Below are 22,365 nucleotides of genomic sequence, written 5' to 3'. Positions count from 1 at the left end.
GGTGACAGCCTAGGGCCGTGGGCTAGCCCTGCCCATCCGGAGTGCGCAACCGTTCGAGGTTCGCCAACGGCGTCCACGCACCCAGGACGGGATGGTCGATCACCACCCCCACCACGCCGCCGCGAGCGAACGCCAGCACCCAGTCGACGGCCTCCGGCAGCGGTACTCCGAAGAGCGGCGCTGGTTCCCCGTCTGCGATGAGCCCACTGGTCCGAGCCGCTCCGCTGGCACGCTCCGCGCTACTGAAGATGCAGAGCATCGCTCCTTGCGCTGCATCGACGGCGTAGGGCTTGGGCGCCTCAACGGTGCCGCGGTTGATGAAGAACCACCGGTCGAGCGCTGCGACCGCCTTCCAGAGCTGCACCTGCGGTGCGATCTCACGAGGGGCCGCGCGACAGGCCTCGCTGAGCCGGTCGAGCCGCGCGACAACAGCGGGATCGGTCTCGAACTCCATGGCCCCGACACTGACACAACACACCTGAACGCGCAGGGAAGCGCAGGCTCGACAACGCCTGCGACCTAGGTAAAGTGGTACCGTAACCTCGTACCACTCCAAGGAGGTCCTCGATGTCCGTGACCGCAAGCGAGGCTCGCAAGCAGCTCTTCCCGCTGATCGAGAAGGTGAACAACGACCGCATCGCGGTCGAGATCACCTCGCGGCGCGGCAACGCCGTTCTGATCTCCGCCGACGAGTTCGCGGCCCTCGAGGAGACCGCCTACCTGCTGCGGGTGCCCGCCAACGCCAAGCGCCTCCTGGAGAGCCTTGAGCAGGCCAAGACGGGCGATCGGCACGAGCACGAGCTGACCGAGTGAGGCTCGTCTTCACACCGCACGGCTGGGACGACTACAAGCACTGGCTCCGGGCCGACCGGCAGATCCTCAAGCGGATCAACCGGCTGATCGACGACGCACTTCGCGATCCGGCGGACGGCATCGGCAAGCCGGAGCCCCTGAGACACCTGTTCGCCGGCGCTTGGTCACGCCGCATCACCGATGAGCATCGGCTCGTCTACCTCGTCGACAACGAGGACCTGGTGGTCCTGCAGGCTCGCTTCCGCTACCGGTGAAATACTGCCGATAACTGACATTATGTCAATCCACGGTCTGTTTGCTGCACCGACTGACCTACGCAACCGCCTCCCCTGGGCCTGCTGCCCGACCTGGGCCTAACTGTCGACTCGTCCGAAGCGCGCCAGGCAGTGCCAGACCTGCTTGATCGCTTGGGGTGGATGCGCGCCCGTCCGGGCGGCGTCACCGACGATCCGCGGCGTCAGATCGTCTCCGAGCAAGCGAGCGAGTTCGACGATGTGGGCGCCGCGGTACTCCGGATCGAAGTCGTCCGGCGATGCGCGGAATCCCGGGTGAAACTCGATCCGGCACCCCAACCGGTCTGCAGCATCCGCGACATCCATCCCGATGAAGCATGGATCCAAGACGATGGCCTCCACATCGGCGCCGAAGCGAACCGCGCCGTGGACGTGCGCCTCGACGCACGCGTCGAGATCGTCGAAGCCCGACTCGGCGGCCATGCGACAAAGACGAGGGAGCAGTGTGGCGTCTCCGACATCCACCGGCTCCAGGACCGAGTCCGGGAAGCAGAAGGTTGACCTGTTGATCGCCTCAGGACGCAGACGCACGTACGACGAGCCGAACCGAATCGCCCCGCCGTACGGATCGGCCCGACGGTTCCAGGCGCCATAGACGGGTCGCTCTGACGCGGGCCCGTCGTCGTACCTCCCGGCGAACAGCCTGCTCTCCCACCGCCACCGGTCGCCGCCGCGGAACGCCGTCAAGCCGCCGTTGGAGATGCCCGTCGCGAACTGGGACCTGTAGTACCGGTCAGCGACCATCGACTCGATCACCTTGCCGGTTCCATGCGGCCAATCCGGATGGAACTGCAGCGTGACGGCCTCAACGCGAGCGGCCGGCAGATGGCCTCCAGCATCCTGCCGCTCATGAGCCGATCGGGTCATGAACGGATCCTACGAAGGTTCGGCCCCTCGCATGCCCTAGGCTGCTGGCATGTTCAAGCGGGACTAGGGACCAGGTGGCCGACGACTTCGCGGTCGTCGGCGCATTCAGCGTCCCCACCAACGCGGCCCGTGGCCGCACCGTCCCGAAAGATGCTCATGTCCGGCACTCTCGTTGCCGGGGGCTACGCCCATCTGTTCCGACGGCCAGGCGTTGCGCGCACGTTCGTGCTCGCTCTCGCTGGCCGCCTCACCTACGGCGTTCTCCCGCTCTCGCTCCTCTTCACCGTCCAGCACGCCACCGGCTCGTTCTCCACGGCAGCGACGGCCATGGCGCTCAACGGCCTCGCCTCGCTCTCCATGCCGCTCAAGTCCCGTGCCATCGACCGCTACGGGCAGCGGCTCGTCCTGCCCCTGATAGCAGCTGCCATGGTGGCTGTACTCGTCCTTGCCGCCGCCATGGCTCACGCCAGGATCGCGACGCCGCTCCCCTGGCTCGTTGCCGGCTTGACCGTCGGGTTGGCTAGCCCACCACTGGGGTCCAGCATGCGAGCTCAATGGCGCACGCTTGTGCCGGAGGAAGCGATCGGCAAGGCCTACTCCCTCGACGCCGTGGGCGAGGAGACCCTCTACCTCATCGGCCCGATGATCGCGGCGGGCATCATGGCCTTCGCCCCGGCGTATGCAGGTCTTCTCATCTGCGCGGCGTTTGTCGTCGTCGGAGCCGCCGGTCTGGCAGCCTCCCCCGCAGCTTCCGCGCCACTGGCTCTGGAGCAGCAGCGAATCGCCCGTGGCCCGCTCCGACATGTCGCGTTTCTCAGATTGCTCCTCGTCATGGGAGCCGTTGGCGCGGTGAGCGCAACGATCTACACCGCCACCGCAGCGCGGGCACTCGCTGCAGGTCATCCGTCCTGGGCTGGTCTGGCGGATGCCGGCATCGCCGTCGGATCGGTCGCCGGCGGTCTCCTCTGGGGCCGCCTCCAGCCAGCCTGGTCGGCCTGGCGGAGCCTCTGCCGGCTGCTGGCGGTGATCGGCGCGGCTGCCCTCATGGCGAGCGCAGCCACTCCGTTCTTGCTGTTCGCCGTCGCACTCGCCGTGGGTGGCCTCGCGATCTCACCGATCTACGTCGTCGCCTACCAAGCGAGCGACCGGCTCGTCGACGCGGCCGAGGTCACGGAGGCCTCCACGTGGGTCAACACCGCCACTAACCTCGGAGTCTCGCTCGGCGGCGCGGGATCCGGAATCCTTGTCGGTCACGTCGGCGCCCGCGCCCCTGGTTGGGCGGGCGCCGTGCTCGCGCTGGCACTTGCCTGCGCGATCGCGCTTGTGCAGGGTCGAGCGCGGACGCGACCCGGACGCCGGGCTAACGGCCTGCGGTAGCCCGAGCTGGCCAGTCGCGTCGGGTTCCATGTCGCGGTGACCGTCACCTCGCGTGACGGATGAGACAGGACGCCTTGTGCCGGCCCGCTGGATACTGGCTGCCGTGATGACCGTCGGCTTCCTGCACACCGCGTCTCTGCATGTCGCCACCTTCGATCGCTTGCTCGACGAGATGGGTGGCGATGCGGCGCGGGTCCACGTCGTCGATGAGGCGCTTCTTGAGCGCTGCCGGGTCGAACCGACGCATGCCGTACGGCCCGCCGTCCAGCGTCGCGTGCAGGAGTTGGTAGCCCAGGGCGTGGACGTCGTCTGCTGCACCTGCTCGACGATCGGCGGTCTCGCCGAGGCCGTCCGATCGCCCGTGCCTGTGATCCGCGTTGACCGGCCGATGATGCGACGCGCGGTCGAACTGGGCGGGCGGATCGTCGTGCTGGCAGCGGCGGAGTCGACCCTGGTGCCGACGCACTTCCTCCTGCAGGAGGAAGCCAACCGAATCGGCGTTCCTCTCACCGCGGAGATGGTCACGGTCGCCGGAGCATGGGACGCCTTCCTCCGTGGTGACCGGGAGTCCTATCTCAGTGAGGTCGCGGCTGCGGCCCGGCACGCTGCCCGCCGCGCAGACGTCCTTGTGCTTGCCCAAGCCAGCATGGCTGATGCGCTAGCCACGATCGGCAACGTGGGGGTGGCGGTGTTGTCCAGTCCTCGTCTTGCCGTCGAGTGGCTCAGCGCCACGCGACGGAGCTCGGAGGAAACCGCCCCTCCCCTCCCCTAGGCTTGGCGGTGTGAAACTGCTGGCGGACGCCCCCCACCGCTATCTCGATGCGGATGCCATCGTCGATCACGAGACGCCCGCCATCCGGGAGCTGGCTGGCAGCCTGCGCGAGAACACTGCCGGCGATCCCGCGTTCGCTCGGGTCGCCTTCGAGTACGTCAGGGACCAGATCACCCACTCCTGGGATGCCCAGGATCCACGGGTGACCCTCAGCGCCTCCGAAGCCCTCGTAGCCGGGACAGGCCTCTGTTACGCGAAGGCGCATCTGTTGGCAGCGATCCTGCGCGCGGAGGGCATACCTACGGGATTGTGCTATCAGTTGCTGACTGATGACGGCGACAACTTCATGGTGCACGGACTCGTTGCTGTGTATCTCGACGGCGCGTGGCACCGCCAGGATCCGCGCGGCAACAAGCCAGGAGTTGACGCGCAGTTCTCCTTGAGCGGGGAGCAACTGGCATGGCCGACGCGTCCCGAGGCCGGCGAGGTCGACTATCCCGAGGTACGTCGTACCGCGAGCCCCGCTGTTGTCGCCGCACTTCGCGGCGCGTCGTCTCTGCTCGAGCTCTATCGCTCGGGACTGCCCACGTCGTTGTAGTGGGCGCGAAGCTCACCGCCGCCTGTGGAATCGGACTCCGCCGTCTGGTAGCCGGTCGACTTCGTAGCGGTCGTCGTGGGCGCGATGGTGGTGGTGACTGCAGAGCAGCCCTCCGTTGTCGAGGTCGGTGCGGCCGCCGCCTGCCCAGGAGAGCCAGTGGTGGGCTTCGCACCAGGTGCCCGGGATGTCGCAGCCCTCGGCGACGCAGGTCTTGTCGCGCAGGAGCATCGCCCGGCGCTGGGCTCGGGTGAAGAGGCGCTGTGCGCGCCCGACATCGAGCACCTCGGAGGCGCCGCCGAGCACGACCGGGACGATCTGGCCGGTACAGGCCAGGCGTCGCGCCTCGGCGGCCGTGATCTGGTCACCGGGGTCGCCGGGCAGGTGGATGCCGATGGCCGCGGTGCCGAGCTCTCGGCGCAACTGGTCGAGCCCCATCGTGACGACCAGGGTGGTGGCGTCGCCCCCGTGAACCGGCAGCCGGCCAGGGTCGAGGGTCTCGAGCAGAGAACAGAAGGCCCAGCCGAAACGCCGGGGATAGGGCTGCTTCTTCAACGGGTCGTCCGGGCGGATCGGCTCCTTGCGGGGATTGGTGAATGCCTCGAGGTATCCGGCGAGTCGAGCGGCGGCCGCGTCGGGGATCCGGGCCGACAGCCAGGTCGTGCCATCGCCCTTTGCACGCAGGGTGAGGCTGGTCTTGTCGTGGGCATCGCGCTCTTCGGCTGCGAGGCGGCGGGCCTCTTCTGCCTCGGCGAGCTCCGGGGCGACGACCTCGAGGATCTTGCGGCCCAGCTTCGTCAAGCGGGCCGAATCGTGCGGCTTGCTCGACCAGGTGCCGTTCGGCCATCTCTCGGACGGCGGCGCCAAGCCGGCACGGGATCGCATCGAGGGCCCGTGCGATCGCCTGGGCCTGTGCCTGGTTGACCCTTCCTGCTCGCATGGCGGCAGCCAACTCGGTCCAGTTGCGATCCAGACCGGCGGCGAGTTGCGCCTCGGCCCGCAGCACCCCCGGGTGACCGCGGGTGTGCTGGCCCATCCACGAGGCAATGTCGCGGGCACCGCTGGAGGCAGCCAGATCAGCGGCGGCGGCCATCACGCGGAGCTGGAGTTCGTCGAACTGGGAGCGGGCGGCGGTGAGCTCCCGGAGGATCTCCGCCTTCTCGACGGTGGTGAGGAAGGTGGGGTTGGCGTCGGCCACCTTGGCCAGCGTGGCCCGGAGATCGCCGACCGCGGTGCTGATCGGGTCGGTGGTCGTCACCATCGCTGCCACCTCCTTCGGCTGGAAAACGACTGGTGATTCCAGGCTAGGAAGCGGCTCCGACACAACCCGGACGGCCAGCCGACGTGACTGTGGCCCCCGTTGGAAGGGGCGGCTCGGCCGGGTCAGGGGCGCGCGCCGAGGCCCATCCGGATCCGCCGCAGGTCCTCCATCAGCGAGCCGACAAGGATCCACCGCGTTCCCTTCGGCGCCTTCAGGCGCAGCGGAGCGGTCAGTGCCGGGTCGGTGTCAGCGAAGGTCGGGTAGGTGACAGCGAGGGTCAGACGCAACTCCCGGCGGATGTCGTGCGCGGCCCGGCGGAGCTCCTCAGCGATGCCCTGCACCGCGGGCTCGGTGGCCAGCTCGTCCTCGTACTGGTCGACGAACGCCCGCGTCATGCCCAGGGTCTGGGTGACGATCGGCATGAAGCTGTGCAGGCTCTCGCGCATGGCCACCAGCTCGTCGCGGTGTCGATGCCGGCGGGGATTGAGCGCAAGCGAGTCCTCGAGGTCGTCCAGCGCAGACTCGGCCGCCTCCCCCAGCGGACGCATCCGGCGGGCTCGCATGAGCAACTCGTCGAGCTCGCGCCGCGAGTGCATGGTCAGCAGCGCCCGGGCGAGTCGTTCCTGGGACGCGGCGATCTCCCCTCCCAGCTCGTCGAGCGCGAGCCGGGCCGGTTCAACGGCCACAGGGGGAACCAGCGCCAGATGCACGACGATTCCGATCGCCGCGCCGATGATCGTCTCCAGAACCCGCACGCCGGCGTACCCGGGCGTCGTTGCTCCCATCACCATCACCAGCAGTGCGCTGATGGCGACCTGGTTGCCCGAGCCGGTGGTCATCCGCAGCACCCAGGCGAGGGCCAGTGCCGAGGCGACCGCGCTCAGCACGACCACGGCACTGTGGCCGAAAGCAATGCCCAGCGCCGAAGCGAGGACGACACCGGCGATAGCACCGACACTGCGCTCGATGGCCTTGGTCAGCGACTGGTTGAGGCTGGGCTGCACCACCAGCATGGCTGCGATCGCAGCGAAGATCGGCGGGGGGCCGTCGTGGATCGTCAGGCTACAGACGACCCAGGCGAGCACGGTGGCGACCGCGGTCTTCACCAGTTGCAGCGCCGGCGGTCGGCTGTTGGCGCGGATGGCGGCGGTGAATCCCATGAGGCAACCGTAGATCGCCGCGCCTGCGTCCGGTCCGAGTCACCGTGATCATCGAAGCCAGTGCGTCGGGGCTCTTTCCTAGACTGCCTGCGTGCACCACGAGTTCCTCTATCTCGCGGGCGGTGGCCTGGTGATCTCGATCATCGCCGTCGCCTTCTCCCGGCGTACCGGGGTGGCGACGCCCCTGCTGCTGCTCGCACTCGGCTTCGCAGTGAGCTTCATCCCGAGCGTGCCGCCGATCCATGTGCACCCCGAGGTGATCCTCACCGGCGTCCTCCCGCCACTCCTCTACGCAGCAGCCGTCAACCTGCCCGTGCTCGACCTGCGGCGCAATCTCGGCATGATCTCCTGGCTGGCGCTGGTGCTCGTCGTGGTGGGAGCGCTTCTGGTCGGTGGCGTGGTGCACACCCTCTTCGGCATCCCACTCCCCCTGGCGATCGCGCTCGGCGCCGTCGTCTCTCCGACCGACGCGGTGGCCGCGACGGCTATCGGCCGGCGCCTGGGGCTGCCGCCGCGCGTCATGTCCATCCTCGAGGGCGAGAGTCTCGTCAACGACGCGTCCGCTCTCGTCGTACTCCGGTCGGCCCTGGCAGCCCTCTCGGTCGGGAGCTTCAGCCTCGGTGAGGCCACGGTCGACTTCGGGTGGGCGGTGCTCGGGGCCATCATCACCGGCTGGCTGGTGGGCTGGGCGACCGTGCTCGTGCGGCAGCGGCTGGCCGACCCGGTGCTCAACACCTCGATCTCGTTCGCGGTCCCCTTCCTCGCCTTCATCCCGGCCGAGGAGATCGGCGCCTCCGGCGTGCTCTCCGTGGTCGTGGCAGGCCTCGTGACCGGCCATCAGGCCGGACGCCGGTTCACGGCCCGCGACCGGCAGATGGAGCGCACCAACTGGGCGACGATCCTCTTCCTCCTGGAGACCGCTGTCTTCCTCGTCATGGGCCTGGAGCTGCCACGCCTGGTGGAGGAGGCACGGGGCGAGACCAGCGATCTCCGCATCCTGGCCATGGTGGCCGTGGTCGTCGCCCTGCTGATCCTGATCCGCTTCGTCGGCGTCGCCGGCCCGCTGCTGATGGATCGGCGGTTGCGACCCGAACGCACCACTCGCAAGCGTCAGCGGCTCGAAGACGTGCAGGCCCGGCTGGAGGAGTTCAGTCCGGAGACCACGCGCGAGATGGCACGCGTTCAGGTGGCCCGCCACCACATCCGACGCAGCCACGCCGACGTCGAGTTCGGCGTCCGCGAGGCACTGACCGGACGCTCGGGGCTCGTCCTCGCCTGGTGCGGCATGCGCGGTGTGGTGACGCTCGCCGCGGTGCAGACGTTGCCCGTCGACGCCGACCAACGTGCAACGGTCGTCGTGGTGGCAGTGCTCGTCGCCGTGGTCACCCTGGTCCTCTTCGGACTCAGCCTCCCTCCCCTGATCCGGCGTCTCTCCCTGCAGACCACCAGCCCGGAGCGCAAGCGGGGCGAGTTCTTCGCACTGATGAAGCAGCTCTCGACCGCTACCGTCGACGCGCTCGGTCCGATGGAGGAGTTGGTCATCGACGGCGAGCCGATCGACCCCGACCTGGCCGACTCACTCAAGCGCCGCTTCCTGCCGATCCTGCTCGGCCAGATCCAGCATCTACGGACCACGAAGCCAGGCACCCGCGAGAAGTCGCTGGTCGTGCAGCGCCTCTACCTCGATGCGATGCGTGAGGCGCTCCTGGTGGAGCGCTCCATCGGTGCCTACACGAGCGAGACGTACGCCGCCGCGGAGGCGCTTCTCGACCGTGAGGAGCAGCGGCTCAACGCCGGCATCTGAGGGTGCGCACTGCACCGCCCACTACGTTGGTGACCATGACCGCTCGTGCAGGCATCGTCGTCACCGGCACCGAGGTGCTCACCGGCCGAGTCCAGGACCGCAACGGGCCGTGGCTGGCCGAGCAGCTCCGCGAGCGAGGAGTCGACGTCGGACGCATCGTGGTGGTCGGCGATCGGCCCGACGATCTGTCGGCGGCTCTCGCCTCCCTGGACGACCACGACCTGGTGATCACCACCGGGGGCCTCGGCCCCACCGCGGACGACCTCACCGCCGAGCTCGTCGCGCGGCACCAGGGCCACTCCTTCCAGTTGGACACGGCCCTCGAGTCGCGGATCCTCGCCATCGTCGAGCGGCTGGCGAACGCCCGGGGTTGGGAGGTCACCCCGGCCCTCGCGGCGGGTGCCCGCAAGCAGGCGTTCGTGCCCGCAGGCGCGCATGTCCTCGAGCCCACCGGAACCGCTCCCGGCCTGGTCGTCCCTGCCGAGGCCGGCCCGCCTGTCCTGGTGCTGCCCGGCCCCCCGGGCGAGCTCCGGGCGATGTGGCCCGCGGCGGTCGCTGACCCACTGGTGGCCACGGTGCTGGGGCAGGTCGATCCGATCCAGCAGGAGACGCTCCGGATCTGGGGCGCGCCCGAGCCCGAGCTGGCTGCCGCGCTCCGCGAGCACGAGGCATCCTCTTCGGTGGAGGGCTTGGAGGTCACCACCTGCATGCGTGAGGGAGAACTCGAGGTGGTCACTCGCTTCTCCCCCGCTGCCGAGGCGCGCTACGCCGACCTTGCGGGGGCGCTCAGGAGCCACTTCGGTGACGATCTCTTCAGCACCGATGGTCGCGACCTTGACCGTATCGTCGCCGACCTGCTCCGCCACGCCGGAGCCACGGTCGCCACGGCCGAGTCTTGTACGGCGGGCATGCTCGCCAGCAGGCTTGCTGACCTCAGCGGCTCCTCCGCCTATCTCGTCGGCGGCTTCGTGACCTACTCCAACGAGGCGAAGACCACCGAGGTCGCTGTGTCGCCGGAGCTGCTCCAACGAGTGGGAGCCGTAAGCGAGGAGGTCGCGCGGGCTATGGCGGAGGGTGCGCGCACTCGGCTCGGGACGACGTACGGGCTCTCGACCACCGGAGTCGCCGGCCCCGACGGAGGTACGCCGGAGAAGCCAGTCGGACTGGTCCATGTCGCCGTCGCCGGGCCGCGGGGCATCGTGCACCGACGCCTCCGCCTCGCGGGCGGTCGCTCGGCGGTGCGCAGCCGCGCCGTGGTCAGCACGCTGCACCTCCTGCGCGAGGTGCTGACCAGCAACGCCTGACGCGGTCAGCGGTGATGGCTGTCAGCCTGCATCGAGCGCCCGGGTCGCCCCTGCCTCGATCTCCTTCATCAGGTCGACGACGTAGCGGGCGAAGTCGATCTGGATCGTGTGGCGTGGCGCGTCGTAGTACTGCTCGAGGTGCGCCGCCTCGTCAGCCGCCATGATCTGCAGCTGCTCCTCGACCGACGGCAGCACGTAGTCGCCGCGCAGCAGGCGGGCCAGCAGCTTGGACTGCTGCTCGGCCAGGTTCACGATCGTCGGCGACGACTGGGCGAGGCCCAGGAAGAAGAGGTGGTCGACGCCCGGCTTGATCATCCGCTTGAAGAGTGGGTAGCGGTGCTCACTGTCGGGATGCAGCTCGGCCTCCCCCTCGTCGAAGAAGGGGAACGACATGTTGTAGCCGGTTGCGCAGACGATCACGTCGGCCTCCACGCTCGTGCCGTCGGCGAGGTGCACGGTGTGGCCGTCGAGCCGGGCGATCTCCGGGAGCATGTGGATGTCTCCCGACCCTGCCTTGGTCAGGAAGTCCGCGCTCACCGACGGATGCGCGGCCAGCGGCTCGTGGTCCGGCTCCGGCAGGCCGTAGTTGCTCATGCTGCCGACCAGCTCTCGAATGATCTGCCGCGAGGCGGCGAGGGCCTGCTCCTTGGGGATGTCCGGCGGAGCCATCACCTTGTCGGCCGCCACCCCGTTGCGGTACTTCGGCAGCACCCAGACTCCGCGGCGCGCGGAGACATAGAGCTTCTCGGCCATCCAGCGGCTCGAGAGCTCCGAGGCGATGTCCATCGCGGAGTTGCCCATGCCGACGACGATGACGCGCTTACCGCGCATCTCCACCGGCTCGAACGGATTGATGTAGTGGTGGCTGTGGATGAGGTCTCCGGCGAACTCGCCCGGGTAGTCCGGGAGTCGGGGGCTCCAGTGGTGCCCGTTGGCCACGACGAGATCGGTGTAGGAACGGGTCTCTCCGGTCGAGAGCGTCACCTCCCACCCCGCGCCGGTGCGGGTCGCCCGGGCCACCTCGGTGTTGAACTCGATCTTGTCGCGCAGACCGAACTCGTCGACGTACGACTTGAAGTAGTCATGGATGAGCGTGTGGTGCGGGAAGTCCGGGAACTCGGCGGGCGCCGGGTACTCCTCGAACTCGAGGCGCTTGGTGGAGGTGTCGATGTGCAGCGACTCGTAGACCGAGGAGCGGCCGTTGGGATTGCGGAAGTACCAGTTGCCACCGACCTCATCGCTCATCTCGAACTGGTCGTAGGAGATGCCGAACTCCTTGAGACGCTTCGCCGTGGTGATGCCGGAGCAGCCGGCTCCGATGATGCAGACGTGCGGTGTGGTGTTCACAAGGCCTCCAGACAGTCGAATGCGGTGCGTAGATACGCGTCGGTACGCGGCGACGCGAGCATGTGGTCGGCCAGCTTGTTGGGCGTGTAGGCCACGGTCGTGCGGGTGTCGGCGTCGTTGACGACCACCGCGCCCCCGTACCCGGTCCACCAGCAGACCCGGCGGTCCGGCACCGCTGGGGCGCTCGAGCACGGGAGCCCGTAGCCGATGCCGAAGCGCACCGGCCGCATCAGCAGCAGATCGGTCCCGTCAGCCTGGACCTCCCAGATCCGGTCGATCGTCTCCTGCCGCAAGAGGCGCACGCCGCCGAGCTCGCCGCCATGGGAGACCAGCGCCTGCGCCTGGGCGATGCCGCGGGCATGGCCGTGGCCACCGGCGCCGCCGACCTGGCCACGACGCCAGTCCGGCTCGTTGCACCGCTTCGGTGTGAGCAGTGGATTCGCGATGGTGCGAAGAAGGAAGGCGTCCGGCGGCAGCGCCGCATAGTCCGTGCCGCTTCCGGGCGGCGAGATCAGGTCCGCGCAGCGGTCCTGGTCCCCGTCGGGCACGCCGAGCAGGAAGTCGACGCCGAGCGGGGCCAGCACGTCATCGCGCAGCACCTCGGCCACGCCGCGTCCGGTCGCGCCACGGACGATGCCGTCGACCAGATGCCCGTGTGCCACGATCTGGTACGCCGGCGCACTGCCGGGTTCGTACCAGGGTGCCTCGTCGGCGAGCAGTGCCTCCGAGGCGACGAGGTCGAGCGCCTGCTCGACACTGATCTGGGGTGTCCAGCCGGGCACGCCGCTGCTGTGTCCGAGGACGTGACGAACCAGCACGTGCTCCTTGCCGTGGGCGGCGAACGCCGGCCAGCTGGCGGCCACCGGCGCATCCAGATCAAGCTCGCCGCGGTCGGCCAGCACGAGTGCGGCGAGACCCACCATCACCTTGGTGACGGACCAGACCTGCACCACGGTGTCGCGTTCCCAGGGCACTCCGGGCCGGGCCTCCCCTCCCCAAAGATCCACGACGAGCTCGCCATCGTGAACGACCGCGACAGAGGCGCCGGCATCGACGCCCTCCGCGAGGTTCCGGGCGAGCAGGTCGCCGAGGGGTTGGAACGCGGCGTGACAGTCTCCGTTGACCACCCGAGCACCGTAGAACGTGTTCTATGTCACTGGCCAGCCTGCGATCCCGTCAGACGGCATCAGGGCCTGGTGCACCCCGCACCACGCCGGCGCGCACCACCCGCGCCTCCACCCCGAAGATCGGCTCGCCGCGCGCGTTGGCGGGCCGATAGCCGGCCAACGCCTTGAGCACGGAGAGGTCAGCCTTGCCCGTCAGCGGCGCCTGGTTCGGTACGCCGCACCGTCCGATCAGGCCGACCACCTCGACGATCGCACCGTCGAGCGCGATGGTGCGTCCCAGCCACGTGTCCTCCTCGGCGGGCCGACTGGTCTCCACCAGGAAGGTCGAGCGGAAGCGTTCGGATTCCTCCCGGAGCTGCGGCGTGCGCATGCGTGCCGCGAGGTCGTCGAGCGAGGCGCTGCCCAACAGGCTCACCGGGGCGCCGTACACGATCGCGCCGCGGGGCACCCGACAGAGGAGGGCGTGACGGCCGACGAGCTCCGCAAGCGCCTCGCCGACCCGTCCGTGGTGGGGCGTAGCGGTGATCGAACGTCCCCAGTAGTCGGCGACGAAAGGATCGCCCGTGGCCTCCGGCCGTTCGACGACCTGTCGGCCACCCGGGAGGGTGACTGCCAGGGAGCCCGAGCTGCTCCCCATCGTGGTGATCATCTGAAGCGGTGTCGACACGGTGCTGAGCACACGTGCCCGTGCTGGGTCTACCAGGCACCACTCCCGATCCCCGACCGGACCGTGCGCATCCAGCCGCACAGCCTTGTGGCTGACATGACGCGTGCCCTTGATCGCCGCGAACCCGGCTCGGAGAACGACCGGCGAGATCTCCGCAGCATGGCTCATGTCGGCGACACTACCCACCCCACGGAGTCTGAAGCGCGCATCTCCCCCACCGAGATCCCGAAAACACGCCACAAACCGTGAACTTCCTCCACTTTTGAGGTAAGGTGAACGACAGGTGAACAACCCATGAACAAGGAAAGGCGGGTGAGTGAGATGGAGATGCGCTGGACGCTCGAGACTGATGAGCAGGGCCGCGAACGCCTCGTGGCCCACTGGGTCTCGACCGAGACTCCTGACCTGACCGCTCGCGTCGCGGCCTGACCGCACGCACCCACACCGACGAGATGGCGCCCGGCGTTCCGGGCGCCATCTTCTTGTTCCGTGGCGGTTCCTGCCCGAGCCGGGCGATGCCGCCGACCTACGTGCCTCAGCCCTTGCGTACCGCGAGCAGCACGACGTCGACCTGTGGGCGGGGAGCCTCCTGTCCGTGCGCGCCATGGTGGTGCGCGCCATGGTGGTGCACGCCATGGTGGTGCACGGCCGGACCGTCATGGCGGCTCACCTCCACCGACCAGCCCTGCGCCCGCAACGGTGCGGCCAGCTCCTCCCCCACGACGCTCGGGTCGGCGGGAGCATGGAGTCGCGCCGGATCATCGGCGTGATGCCCCACCACGAGCAAGGCGCCACCGGGCGCCACGAGCCCGGCCAGCCGGAGGACGAAGTCAGTCATCGGACCGTCGGGGTGCACGTGGAAGCTGCAGACGAGGTCCCATCCCGCGGCCGGGCCGATCGGCCGCCATCCGCTGAGCACGTCGCCCACCTGCCACGACGGTGGGGTGTCGAGCCCGGCGGTACTGGCCCTCGCGGCCTCGATGGCGGCGGGCACCACGTCCACACCCGTTACGCGCCACCCCTGCTCCGTCAGCCACCGGACCGAACCGCCGTGTCCGCAGCCGACGTCGAGGGCGCTACCCGTCCGACGCCCGGCGACCAGCTCGCGCAGGTGGGGATTCACTGCGCTGCCCAGCGGCCCGGCCGCATGCTGATCCGCCCAGAAGTCCGCTCCGAAGTCGGTCATCGGCCCTCCCCGCGCGGCCCTGTCTCGTAGGCCGCCACCGCGGCGGCGCCCTCCTCGACCACCAGATCCATGTTGATCATCGCTCCGGCAAGCGCGCCGGCGGCCGCGGCCGCGCCGACCTGCGCCGACAGATCGGCGACGTTTCCGGCCGCCCACACACCGGGGACGGAGGTGCGTCCCTGCGGGTCGACGGCCAGGTGCACGCCCATCCCGGAGACGTGTGGCACCGGCTCCAGGCCCACGTCGGCCAGATAGTCCGCGCGCGCCTCCATCAGGGTCCCGACCGCGAGGATCTCCCGCTCCAGCACCGTGCCGTCATCCAGGCGCAGGCCAGCGATACCGGCCCCGTCCGAGAGGACCTCCTCGATCCGGGCGTCGTGGTAGACGATGCCGCGGGCGTCCATCAGCCGCCGCTGCTCCGGGGCGGGCTCGGGTGCGTCGTGGCGCACGAAGTGCAGGTCGTCGGTCCATTGGCGGAAGAGCTGGACGCCGTGGAACGACATCGGCCCCGTCCCGACCACGGCGATCGGCCGGTCGCGGACCTCCCAGCCATGGCAGTACGGGCAGTGCACGACCGCGCCGCCCCAGTGCTGCGCCAGCCCTGGGATCTCGGGCAGCCGGTCGCGCACTCCGCCCGCCACCAGCAGCTGACGCGCCTGCCAGCCACGCCCGGAGGCGAGGGTCACCTCGAAGCGACCGCTCTCCCCTCTCACTCCCGTGACGGTGTCGTCGACGATCCTTCCGCCGTACGTCGCCACCTCCGCGCGGCCGCGGGCCACCAGTTCCCGAGGCGCCAGTCCTTCGTGCCCGAGCAGTCCGTGGATGCCCGCCGCAGGCGCGTTGCGCGGTTCTCCGGCATCGATCACGACCACGCTGCGCCGGGCCCTCGCCAGCATCAGGGCGCCGCTCAGCCCCGCCGCTCCTCCGCCGATCACCACGACGTCCGTCTTCTCAGTCTCCATGGCGACCAATCTCCCCGACGGCCCGCACGATGCGCAAAGTTCTTTGCCATAGTGGCAAACTGGAGCCATGAGCGACACCACCCTCGACAACATCGGCCCGCGACTCCGCGCGCTGCGCGCCGATCGGGACCTGACCCTCACCGAGCTTGCCGAGCGGACCGGGATCTCGGTCAGCACCCTCTCCCGTCTCGAGTCCGGGAGCAGGCGGCCGACGCTTGAGCTGCTGCTCCCGCTCGCACGTTCCCACGGCGTCACGTTGGACGAGCTGGTCGACGCGCCGGAGACCGGAGACCCCCGGGTGACGTTGCGTCCGACCACGCACCACGGGATGACGGTGATCCCCCTGACGCGCCGCCCCGGCGGCATCCAGGCCTACAAGATGGTGTTGCCGCCCCAACGGGTCCGCGAGCAGCAGGTGCATGAGGGCTACGAGTGGATCTACGTGCTCGACGGGCGGCTGCGACTTCTGCTCGGCGACCAGGACCTGGTGCTCACCCCGGGCGAGGCCGCCGAGTTCGACACCCGGGTGCCGCACTGGTTCGGCCCCGCCGAGGATCGCCCGGTCGAGGTGCTGAGCCTCTTCGGCACCCAGGGCGAGCGCGCCCACGTGCGTGCCCGGACCCGTCGTGGCACGACCTCGTAGGCTGGGTGACGAGGGGGTGGACGATGGCCGAGGACCCTCGCTCCAGCAGGCGAGCAGGCGACGTTCCGGCGCAGCCGCGTGACCCGGAACGCGGTGCAGCTGCGCGACGGATCGCCGACCAGACGCGCTGGGTGGACCTGCAGGTCCGCCAGGCGATCGAACGGGGCGACTTCGACGACCTGCCCGGCACCGGACGCCCGATCGCCGACATCGACGTCGATCGCCCCCACGACCCGGACTGGTGGCTCAAGAAGCTGATCGCCCGCGAGCAGATCACCGGGGTGCTCCCGCCGGCGCTGGCCCTCCGCAAGGAGGCGCTCGAGCTCGACGACGCACTCGATCGGCTGGGCACCGAGCGCGAGGTGCGCGAGCACCTCACCGACTTCAATCGGCGTGTGGTCGAGGCCCGCCGCCAGCTGACTGGTGGGCCACCCGTGGTGACGCCGACCCGTGATGTGGACGACGAGGTGCGGCGCTGGGCTGGCCGGCGTGCCGACCGGCGCTCGCGCCCTGTGCCACAGTCCACCCGACGTTCCGCTCGCCGGCTGTGGCGCCGCCGCAGCGGGCACGACTGATCAGCGGTTCCTGAGGAACCCCTGCACCTGCGCCAGGGCCTGCTGCCCGGCCTCTGCCGTGAGGTCGAACTGGAACTCGTGGCCGGCTCCACGGTCGTCGGTGATCCACAGGTCGACCTCCGCGCCGAGCCCCGCCAAGTGCGCGTGGAAGGGCACGCTCTGGTTCGCATGCAGCGGGTCGGCCACCGCGGAGAGCATCAGGGTCTGCGGCGGCGGCACCGTCATCTGGAGCGCATCGAGGTCTGCGGCCACCGGGCTCCGCTGCCATCTCCGGGTGCGGGCGAGGGCCCAGAGCGAGGAGCCCAACGGAGTGGCGAACCAGCGGCCGGCCTCCTGGGTGCCGCGTGGGCTGAAGACGCCGCAGCAGAGCAGCAGCCCCTCCAGCAGGTCGCGCGGAACGACCGGCTCCAGGCCCACCCGGGCTGCGTAGTCCGGCTCCAGCGTGAGACGAGCCACCGCGACCGCCAGCGCCGTGCCCGCGGAGTCGCCGGCCAGGATCACCTTCTCCCCCGCCAGATCGTGGGCGGCCAGAAGCTCGCGAATCCCGGAGGCCACTGCTAGCAGCGGGTCCGGGTGGCGGCTCTCCGGGGTCAGCGGATAGTCGAGCGCAAGCCCGGTGACGCCGGCGGTGGCCAGCGTCCGTAGGTACGGCGTGACCTCACGCCTGCTTCCGAAGAACCATCCGCCACCGTGCAGCCAGACCACCACCGGACCGCGACCGCCCTCGGCGGGGCGGACCAGATCCGCGGCGTACCTCTCTCCGCGGAAGGCGTACGACGCTCCCCCGGGCTCCGGTCGCCAATCGGGGCGCCCCATCCCGAAGCTGTAGCGGAAGAGCCGCAGGGTGATCTGCGGTGGGAGCCAGTGCTGACAGCGCAGTCGGAGCAGGAGCGGCAGGAGCATGCCGGCTGCGCGGCGGCGTACCGAGGCGAGGGTCCGTGGCATGTCCGGATTCTGGCAGGTTCCCCGGCCCCGCTACCCTCGGCGCATGCTGAAGCGAACCCTGGTGGCCGCGGCTGCCCTCTCCCTCATCACGTTGGCCGGCTGCTCCTCCGACTCCGGCGACGACAAGGACAAGAAGGCCAGCGACCCGGCTGCCCAGAGCAGCGAGACGCCGGCCGGGGAGAGCCCGTCGGCCGCCACCCCGACCGAGACGTCGGCCGTGCCGGCAACCGGCGACTGCGCCTACACCGAGGACGGCCAGGAGCCGGCCCGGAAGGTCACCCTCCCGCCGAGCACCCCGACCGTCGAGGGCGATGTCAAGGCGGTCATCAGCACCACCGTCGGCGACCTCCCGCTGACCCTCGACGCCGGACACGCGCCGTGCACGGTGAACTCGTTCGTCTCACTGGCCAAGCAGGGCTTCTACGACGACACGCCCTGCCCACGCCTCGCCACCAGCCCCGGCTTCGTGCTGCTGCAGTGCGGAGACCCGACCGGCACCGGTGCCGGCGGCCCGGGCTACACCGTCCCCGACGAGTACTCCGCCGACGAGACCTACCCGGCCGGCACGCTGGCGATGGCCAACACCGGTGCCCCCGACAGCGGTGGCTCCCAGTTCTTCGTCTGCATCGAGGACACCCAGCTCCCGCCCGCCTACACCGCCTTCGGCAAGGTGGACGCAGCCGGCATCAAGGCCCTGGAGAAGGTCGCGGCCAAGGGGGACGACGGCACGCACCCGGCCGGTGGCGGCAAGCCGAACATGCCCGTCGACATCACCAAGGTGACCGTCTCCTGACGGTCCCACCTCCTCATCGCCCGGGGAAGGTCACCCCGGTCAGGGCCTCGGAGAGGTCCCACAGCTCCCGACCGATCCGTGGGTCGCTCGCTCCTGGCGAGCGACCCACGGTCGTCGGCCGCCCCAGCAGCTCGCCGAACCGGTCCGGGCCCAGGTAGGTGTCGGAGTCGATGTCGAGGGTCGAGGCGCACAGGAGCGACAGTGCGCCCTGGGAGGGCTTCATCCCGACCAGGGCGTTGCCCAGCCTGGAGAGCTCGGTGAAGAAGCGGTTGCCGGTCGCCACGGTGATCGCCGTCGCGGTGTAGCCGGGATGACCGCCAACCGAGCGCACCGTCGACCCGGACGACCTGAGCCGGCGATGCAGCTCGCCGAGGAAGCTCACCTGTGCCAGCTTGGACTGGCAGTACGCCGGATAGGCCGCGTAGCCACGTCGGGCGAAGTCGAGATCGTCCAGCACGAGCTCACCCTGCCGGTGCGCGTGCGAGCCGACCGTCACGACGCGATCCGTCAGGACCGGCAGCAGCAGATTGGTCAGCGCGAAGTGGCCGAGATGGTTCGTGGCGAACTGGAGCTCGTAGCCGTCCACGCTGCGGCTGAACGGCACCCCCATGATGCCGGCGTTGTTGATCAGCACGTCGAGCTGCTCGATCTGCGCCGCGAAGGCCCGCACCGACCCGAGGTCGCTGACGTCCAGCCACCGCACCTCGACCCGGCCGACGGCACCCGTCCGACGGATGCGGTCCGCGGCGGCCTCGCCCTTCTCGACGCTCCGTACCGCCATCACCACCTCGGCACCCGCTGTTGCGAGAGCACGACAGATCTCCAGGCCGAGCCCGCTGCTCCCACCGGTGACGACGAAGCGCCTGCCGCGCTGTCCGGCGTACTGCGGGGTCAACCCCCGTGCCTGCACGCTCAACGCGCCAGTCGGAAGGTCACGGGCGTGCCGAGCGCCACGGTTCGGGAGACCGTGCACAGCCGGTCCCGGGTCTGCTCGAGGCTGCGCGGCAGCACCGCGCGGGCGGCGTCGCCGGCCTCGCCCTCGGGGTAGACGAGGTCGAAGGTCACGGTGATGTTGGTGAGGTGGTTGCCGTCGCCGTCGCGCACCTTGTCGCCGCTCGCCTCCACCCGGAACGCCTCCGGTTGCGCACGCTTGCCGGCGATCAGGTCGACGTCGATCGCACTGCAGCCGGCGATGCCGGCCAACAGCAGCTCCACCGGAGTGAAGTCGGGATCGTGACCGCTCCCGACGGGGAGCACCCCGCCGCGGGCGTTGGTGGCCTTGTAGCGCCCGTCGCCGATGCGCTCGAGCTGGATCTTCCGGTGGCTGTCGCTCATGGAGCGAATCCTCCCAGACCGGCACCTTCTAGAGTGGCGGCGTGACGGAGCAGCAGAAGACCCCCCTCAGCCTGAAACTCACCGAAGCGCAGGCACGTCGCGCCCTGCTCGAGGTCACCGGGTACGACGTGACCCTGGACCTCACCGGCGAGGAGACGTTCTCCTCGCGCACGCGGATCACCTTCGCCAGCGGGCGCGGCGAGACCTTCCTCGACCTCAAGCCCGTCTCGGTCGACGCCATCGTCCTCGACGGTCGGCGGGTCGATCCCGCGCTGCTCCGGCGTGGGCGCGTTCCCCTCAGCCTCGAGGCCGGCGATCACGAGCTGGTGGTCGAGGCCGTCATGCGGTTCCGCAACGACGGGGAGGGTCTGCACCGCGCCGTCGACCCGGCGGACGGCGCGGCGTACGTCTACGGGATGTCCTTCATGGACGCAGCTCCCAGCATCTTCGCCTGCTTCGACCAGCCGGACCTCAAGGCGCCCTACACGTTCCACGTCCGCGCTCCACGGGAGTGGAGCGTCTTCGGCAACGCGCCGGGAGCGCAGGTGGAGCCAGGCGTCTGGGAGTTCGAGACCAGCCAGCCGCTGTCGACGTACTTCGTCACCCTCGTCGCCGGCCCCTGGCACGTGGTGCGTTCCGAGCACGACGGCATCCCGCTCTCGATCAGCTGCCGGGCCTCCATCGCCCAGCATCTCGATGCTGACGTGCCCGAGTTGTTCCGTCTCACCGAGCAGTGCTTCGACGAGTTCCACCGGCTCTTCGGCATCCGCTACCCGTTCGGCAACTACCACCAGGCGTTCGTCCCGGAGTTCAACGCCGGCGCGATGGAGAACCCGGGCTGCGTCACCTTCCGCGACCCCCTGGTCTTCACCAGCAAGGTCACCCGTGGGGAGCGGATCCAGCGGGCGACCACGATCGCCCACGAGATGGCGCACCAGTGGTTCGGCAACATCGTCACTCCGGCCTGGTGGGACGACCTGTGGCTCAACGAGTCGTTCGCCGAGTACATGGGCAACCGGGTGACCGCGACGGCGACCGAGTACGCCGACGCCTGGGACCAGCTCGCGTGGACCCGGCGGCAGTGGGGCCTGATGGCCGACCAGGCGCCGTCCACCCACCCCGTCGCCGGCAACGGGGCGGTCGACGCCACCGCTGCGCTGCAGGACTTCGACGGGATCTCCTACGCCAAGGGCTCCAGCGTCCTCAAGCAGCTCAACGCCCGACTGGGCGACGACGTCTTCTTCGCCGGCGCCATCGATCACTTCGAGCGGCACCGCTTCGGCAACGCCACCATGCACGACCTCTTCGGCTCGTGGGAGCGCGCCGGTGCCGGCGACCTCTCCGAGTTCGTCGACGGCTGGCTGCGCGTCAGCGGGCTCGACGCGCTTCGCCTCGACCGGGGCGCGGGAATGCTCCTGCGCCGCTCTCCGGACTCGGCGCCGGACGGCCGTGCGCACCGCCTCTCTCTCGCCCGGCTTGCGGGGCCCGACGCCTCGTGGCAGCTGGAGCCCGTCACCGTCGACGCCCCGGCCGTGCCGCTCCCGGTGGCACCGGAGGAGATCGTGGTCGTCGACCCGCACGAGGAGACCTGGGCACTCACCACGCTCGACGCCGAGAGCCTGACGCGCCTCCCTGCGGCCATCACGACGACCACCGAGCCCGCGATCCGCTCGTCGGTGTGGAACGGCGTACGCAGCGGCTGGCACAACGCCGAGATCGACCCCCACGCGGCAACCGCCCTCGCGGTGGCCACGCTCCGCAGCGAGACCGTCGACTTCGCCGTGCGCAGCCTGGTGCTCTGGCTCGGTGGCCGCCTGCTCCCGCTCCACCCTGAGGCCGAGGCGGCGTCGGCCGCTCTGTACGCCGCCGCATCGGAGCGAGCCGCCACCGCCGAGCCCGGGTCGGGTCTGCAACTCGCTGCGTTCCAGGGCGCCGTCGCCACCACCGCCGACACAGCAGTCCTCCGCGGTTGGCTTGCCGGAGAGCTTCCCGCGGGCATCCACCTCGACACCGACCTGCGGTGGCGGATCCTCGGTCGCCTCGCACGCACCGGTGCCGCGGAGGTGGAGGAGCTCGACCGCGAGCTGGCGGCCGCTCCGGACATGCAGGCGAGTGTGCACCATGCGCGGTCCCTCGCCTCACGGCCGACGTCCGAGGCGAAGGCCTGGGCCTGGCAGCGCTTCCTCGGCGAGGTCCCGGCCAGCAACTACGAGCTCGAGGCGATCGGTCTGGGCATGTGGCAGTCCGGCCAGGAGGAGCTGACCCGGCCCTACGTCGACCGCTTCCTTGCTGCCCTGCCGGGTCTGCCGGAGGTGCACTCCGGCTGGGTGCTCGGCGACGCGATCGAGGTCTTCTTCCCCCGGACGGAGCTGTCGGCCGACCTGCTCTCCCGTGCCGAAGCCCTCAGCCACGACACCTCCCTCGACCCGACGGTCCGGCGACGCCTCACCGACGCTGCCGACCGCCTGCGCCGCGACCTCGCCGTCGTCGAACGTTGGCCGCGCACCTGAACGTCGAGTGCGCGCAAATGCCGCGTCGA

General features: G+C 70.0%; 22 protein-coding genes and 1 pseudogene. 11 read left to right on the top strand and 12 right to left on the bottom strand.

The features are described 5' to 3' along the window. Positions 1-22: 22 nt before the first annotated feature. A complete protein-coding gene (locus tag DNK54_RS03380) occupies positions 23-454 on the bottom strand; it encodes a hypothetical protein (protein ID WP_110205504.1) in 432 nt (143 codons plus the stop codon). A gap of 113 nt (positions 455-567) precedes the next feature. Here DNK54_RS03380 and DNK54_RS03375 point away from each other — a divergent pair, with 113 nt between their 5' ends. After that, complete coding sequence (locus DNK54_RS03375) at positions 568-813, top strand: type II toxin-antitoxin system Phd/YefM family antitoxin (protein ID WP_110205503.1); 246 nt, start codon at positions 568-570, stop codon at positions 811-813. Continuing rightward, entirely contained in the window at positions 810-1,067 is a 258-nt protein-coding gene (locus DNK54_RS03370) for a Txe/YoeB family addiction module toxin (protein WP_110205502.1), read from the top strand. The genes DNK54_RS03375 and DNK54_RS03370 overlap by 4 nt, the downstream gene beginning before the upstream one ends. Positions 1,068-1,166: 99 nt before the next feature. Here the strand turns inward: DNK54_RS03370 and DNK54_RS03365 are convergent, their stop codons facing one another. After that, complete coding sequence (locus DNK54_RS03365) at positions 1,167-1,973, bottom strand: DUF3626 domain-containing protein (RefSeq protein WP_110205501.1); 807 nt, start codon at positions 1,971-1,973, stop codon at positions 1,167-1,169. Between the two features lie 156 nt (positions 1,974-2,129). Between DNK54_RS03365 and DNK54_RS03360 the strand changes: the two genes are divergently transcribed. The 3 genes from DNK54_RS03360 to DNK54_RS03350 all read left to right on the top strand — a co-directional run bounded on the left by DNK54_RS03360 (position 2,130) and on the right by DNK54_RS03350 (position 4,720). Continuing rightward, positions 2,130-3,350 carry an MFS transporter gene (locus DNK54_RS03360; protein WP_110205500.1) on the top strand — a complete coding sequence of 407 codons (1,221 nt, stop codon included), beginning with the start codon at positions 2,130-2,132 and terminating at the stop codon, positions 3,348-3,350. 106 nt (positions 3,351-3,456) lie between these two features. After that, positions 3,457-4,122 carry an aspartate/glutamate racemase family protein gene (locus DNK54_RS03355; protein ID WP_204164395.1) on the top strand — a complete coding sequence of 222 codons (666 nt, stop codon included), beginning with the start codon at positions 3,457-3,459 and terminating at the stop codon, positions 4,120-4,122. A 10-nt stretch (positions 4,123-4,132) separates the two neighbouring features. Beyond that, positions 4,133-4,720, top strand: coding sequence for a transglutaminase-like domain-containing protein (locus tag DNK54_RS03350; protein WP_110205499.1), 588 nt, complete (start codon positions 4,133-4,135; stop codon positions 4,718-4,720). Between the two features lie 12 nt (positions 4,721-4,732). Here the strand turns inward: DNK54_RS03350 and DNK54_RS21395 are convergent. After that, a pseudogene (locus DNK54_RS21395) lies at positions 4,733-5,810 on the bottom strand (HNH endonuclease signature motif containing protein). Between the two features lie 290 nt (positions 5,811-6,100). Then, entirely contained in the window at positions 6,101-7,138 is a 1,038-nt protein-coding gene (locus DNK54_RS03335; protein ID WP_110205496.1) for an FUSC family protein, read from the bottom strand. A gap of 91 nt (positions 7,139-7,229) precedes the next feature. Here DNK54_RS03335 and DNK54_RS03330 point away from each other — a divergent pair, with 91 nt between their 5' ends. Both DNK54_RS03330 and DNK54_RS03325 read left to right on the top strand, forming a co-directional pair. Beyond that, complete coding sequence (locus DNK54_RS03330) at positions 7,230-8,942, top strand: cation:proton antiporter (protein WP_110205495.1); 1,713 nt, start codon at positions 7,230-7,232, stop codon at positions 8,940-8,942. 35 nt (positions 8,943-8,977) lie between these two features. Further along, positions 8,978-10,246: a competence/damage-inducible protein A gene (locus DNK54_RS03325; protein ID WP_110205494.1), complete on the top strand. Its 1,269-nt coding sequence runs from the start codon at positions 8,978-8,980 to the stop codon at positions 10,244-10,246. A gap of 21 nt (positions 10,247-10,267) precedes the next feature. Here the strand turns inward: DNK54_RS03325 and DNK54_RS03320 are convergent, their stop codons facing one another. From DNK54_RS03320 to DNK54_RS03300, 5 genes are all read right to left on the bottom strand, one after another. Further along, positions 10,268-11,593, bottom strand: a complete 1,326-nt coding sequence (locus DNK54_RS03320) for a flavin-containing monooxygenase (RefSeq protein ID WP_110205493.1) — start codon at positions 11,591-11,593, stop codon at positions 10,268-10,270. After that, positions 11,590-12,720, bottom strand: a complete 1,131-nt coding sequence (locus DNK54_RS03315; protein WP_110205492.1) for a serine hydrolase domain-containing protein — start codon at positions 12,718-12,720, stop codon at positions 11,590-11,592. Before DNK54_RS03315 ends, DNK54_RS03320 begins: the two co-directional genes overlap by 4 nt. 49 nt (positions 12,721-12,769) lie before the next feature. Continuing rightward, positions 12,770-13,555 (bottom strand): MOSC domain-containing protein, encoded by a 786-nt coding sequence (locus DNK54_RS21015; protein WP_162602290.1) that lies wholly within the window; start codon positions 13,553-13,555, stop codon positions 12,770-12,772. Positions 13,556-13,922: 367 nt separating this feature from the next. Beyond that, positions 13,923-14,573: a class I SAM-dependent methyltransferase gene (locus tag DNK54_RS03305; RefSeq protein WP_110205490.1), complete on the bottom strand. Its 651-nt coding sequence runs from the start codon at positions 14,571-14,573 to the stop codon at positions 13,923-13,925. Continuing rightward, positions 14,570-15,535: an NAD(P)/FAD-dependent oxidoreductase gene (locus DNK54_RS03300; RefSeq protein WP_110205489.1), complete on the bottom strand. Its 966-nt coding sequence runs from the start codon at positions 15,533-15,535 to the stop codon at positions 14,570-14,572. The genes DNK54_RS03305 and DNK54_RS03300 overlap by 4 nt, the downstream gene beginning before the upstream one ends. A 67-nt stretch (positions 15,536-15,602) precedes the next feature. Between DNK54_RS03300 and DNK54_RS03295 the strand changes: the two genes are divergently transcribed. Together DNK54_RS03295 and DNK54_RS03290 are read left to right on the top strand one after the other, a co-directional pair. Further along, positions 15,603-16,178, top strand: a complete 576-nt coding sequence (locus tag DNK54_RS03295) for a helix-turn-helix transcriptional regulator (protein ID WP_110205488.1) — start codon at positions 15,603-15,605, stop codon at positions 16,176-16,178. 23 nt (positions 16,179-16,201) lie between these two features. Then, positions 16,202-16,753 (top strand): DnaJ family domain-containing protein, encoded by a 552-nt coding sequence (locus DNK54_RS03290; protein WP_110205487.1) that lies wholly within the window; start codon positions 16,202-16,204, stop codon positions 16,751-16,753. On the opposite strand, the gene DNK54_RS03285 is transcribed toward DNK54_RS03290, so the two are convergent. Further along, on the bottom strand, positions 16,754-17,698 hold the full coding sequence (locus DNK54_RS03285; protein ID WP_110205486.1) for an alpha/beta hydrolase: 945 nt from the start codon (positions 17,696-17,698) through the stop codon (positions 16,754-16,756). Positions 17,699-17,741: 43 nt separating this feature from the next. Here DNK54_RS03285 and DNK54_RS03280 point away from each other — a divergent pair, with 43 nt between their 5' ends. Then, on the top strand, positions 17,742-18,491 hold the full coding sequence (locus tag DNK54_RS03280) for a peptidylprolyl isomerase (RefSeq protein ID WP_110205802.1): 750 nt from the start codon (positions 17,742-17,744) through the stop codon (positions 18,489-18,491). A gap of 13 nt (positions 18,492-18,504) precedes the next feature. Here DNK54_RS03280 and DNK54_RS03275 read toward each other — a convergent pair whose 3' ends face one another. Beyond that, positions 18,505-19,401: an SDR family NAD(P)-dependent oxidoreductase gene (locus tag DNK54_RS03275; RefSeq protein WP_110205485.1), complete on the bottom strand. Its 897-nt coding sequence runs from the start codon at positions 19,399-19,401 to the stop codon at positions 18,505-18,507. A 2-nt stretch (positions 19,402-19,403) separates the two neighbouring features. Then, positions 19,404-19,826: an OsmC family protein gene (locus tag DNK54_RS03270; protein ID WP_110205484.1), complete on the bottom strand. Its 423-nt coding sequence runs from the start codon at positions 19,824-19,826 to the stop codon at positions 19,404-19,406. Positions 19,827-19,867: 41 nt separating this feature from the next. Between DNK54_RS03270 and pepN the strand changes: the two genes are divergently transcribed. Further along, entirely contained in the window at positions 19,868-22,336 is a 2,469-nt protein-coding gene (gene pepN / locus DNK54_RS03265) for an aminopeptidase N (RefSeq protein ID WP_110205483.1), read from the top strand. Positions 22,337-22,365: the final 29 nt, after the last annotated feature.

Origin of the sequence: Nocardioides daejeonensis (genome assembly GCF_003194585.1) — a bacterium.
Taxonomy (GTDB): domain Bacteria; phylum Actinomycetota; class Actinomycetes; order Propionibacteriales; family Nocardioidaceae; genus Nocardioides; species Nocardioides daejeonensis.
The sequence above is the reverse complement of the archived record's forward strand: the minus strand, read 5'-3'. Positions and strand labels throughout refer to the sequence as shown.

Excerpts from the sequence above, each read along its gene's own strand:
- DNK54_RS03380 (WP_110205504.1), bottom strand. The coding sequence starts at position 454 with ATGGAGTTCGAGACCGATCCCGCTGTTGTCGCGCGGCTCGACCGGCTC.
- DNK54_RS03375 (WP_110205503.1), top strand. The coding sequence starts at position 568 with ATGTCCGTGACCGCAAGCGAGGCTCGCAAGCAGCTCTTCCCGCTGATC.
- DNK54_RS03365 (WP_110205501.1), bottom strand. The coding sequence starts at position 1,973 with ATGACCCGATCGGCTCATGAGCGGCAGGATGCTGGAGGCCATCTGCCG.
- DNK54_RS03360 (WP_110205500.1), top strand. The coding sequence starts at position 2,130 with ATGTCCGGCACTCTCGTTGCCGGGGGCTACGCCCATCTGTTCCGACGG.
- DNK54_RS03355 (WP_204164395.1), top strand. The coding sequence starts at position 3,457 with ATGACCGTCGGCTTCCTGCACACCGCGTCTCTGCATGTCGCCACCTTC.
- DNK54_RS03335 (WP_110205496.1), bottom strand. The coding sequence starts at position 7,138 with ATGGGATTCACCGCCGCCATCCGCGCCAACAGCCGACCGCCGGCGCTG.
- DNK54_RS03325 (WP_110205494.1), top strand. The coding sequence starts at position 8,978 with ATGACCGCTCGTGCAGGCATCGTCGTCACCGGCACCGAGGTGCTCACC.
- DNK54_RS21015 (WP_162602290.1), bottom strand. The coding sequence starts at position 13,555 with ATGAGCCATGCTGCGGAGATCTCGCCGGTCGTTCTCCGAGCCGGGTTC.
- DNK54_RS03305 (WP_110205490.1), bottom strand. The coding sequence starts at position 14,573 with ATGACCGACTTCGGAGCGGACTTCTGGGCGGATCAGCATGCGGCCGGG.
- DNK54_RS03300 (WP_110205489.1), bottom strand. The coding sequence starts at position 15,535 with ATGGAGACTGAGAAGACGGACGTCGTGGTGATCGGCGGAGGAGCGGCG.
- DNK54_RS03295 (WP_110205488.1), top strand. The coding sequence starts at position 15,603 with ATGAGCGACACCACCCTCGACAACATCGGCCCGCGACTCCGCGCGCTG.
- DNK54_RS03290 (WP_110205487.1), top strand. The coding sequence starts at position 16,202 with ATGGCCGAGGACCCTCGCTCCAGCAGGCGAGCAGGCGACGTTCCGGCG.
- DNK54_RS03285 (WP_110205486.1), bottom strand. The coding sequence starts at position 17,698 with ATGCCACGGACCCTCGCCTCGGTACGCCGCCGCGCAGCCGGCATGCTC.
- DNK54_RS03280 (WP_110205802.1), top strand. The coding sequence starts at position 17,742 with ATGCTGAAGCGAACCCTGGTGGCCGCGGCTGCCCTCTCCCTCATCACG.
- DNK54_RS03270 (WP_110205484.1), bottom strand. The coding sequence starts at position 19,826 with ATGAGCGACAGCCACCGGAAGATCCAGCTCGAGCGCATCGGCGACGGG.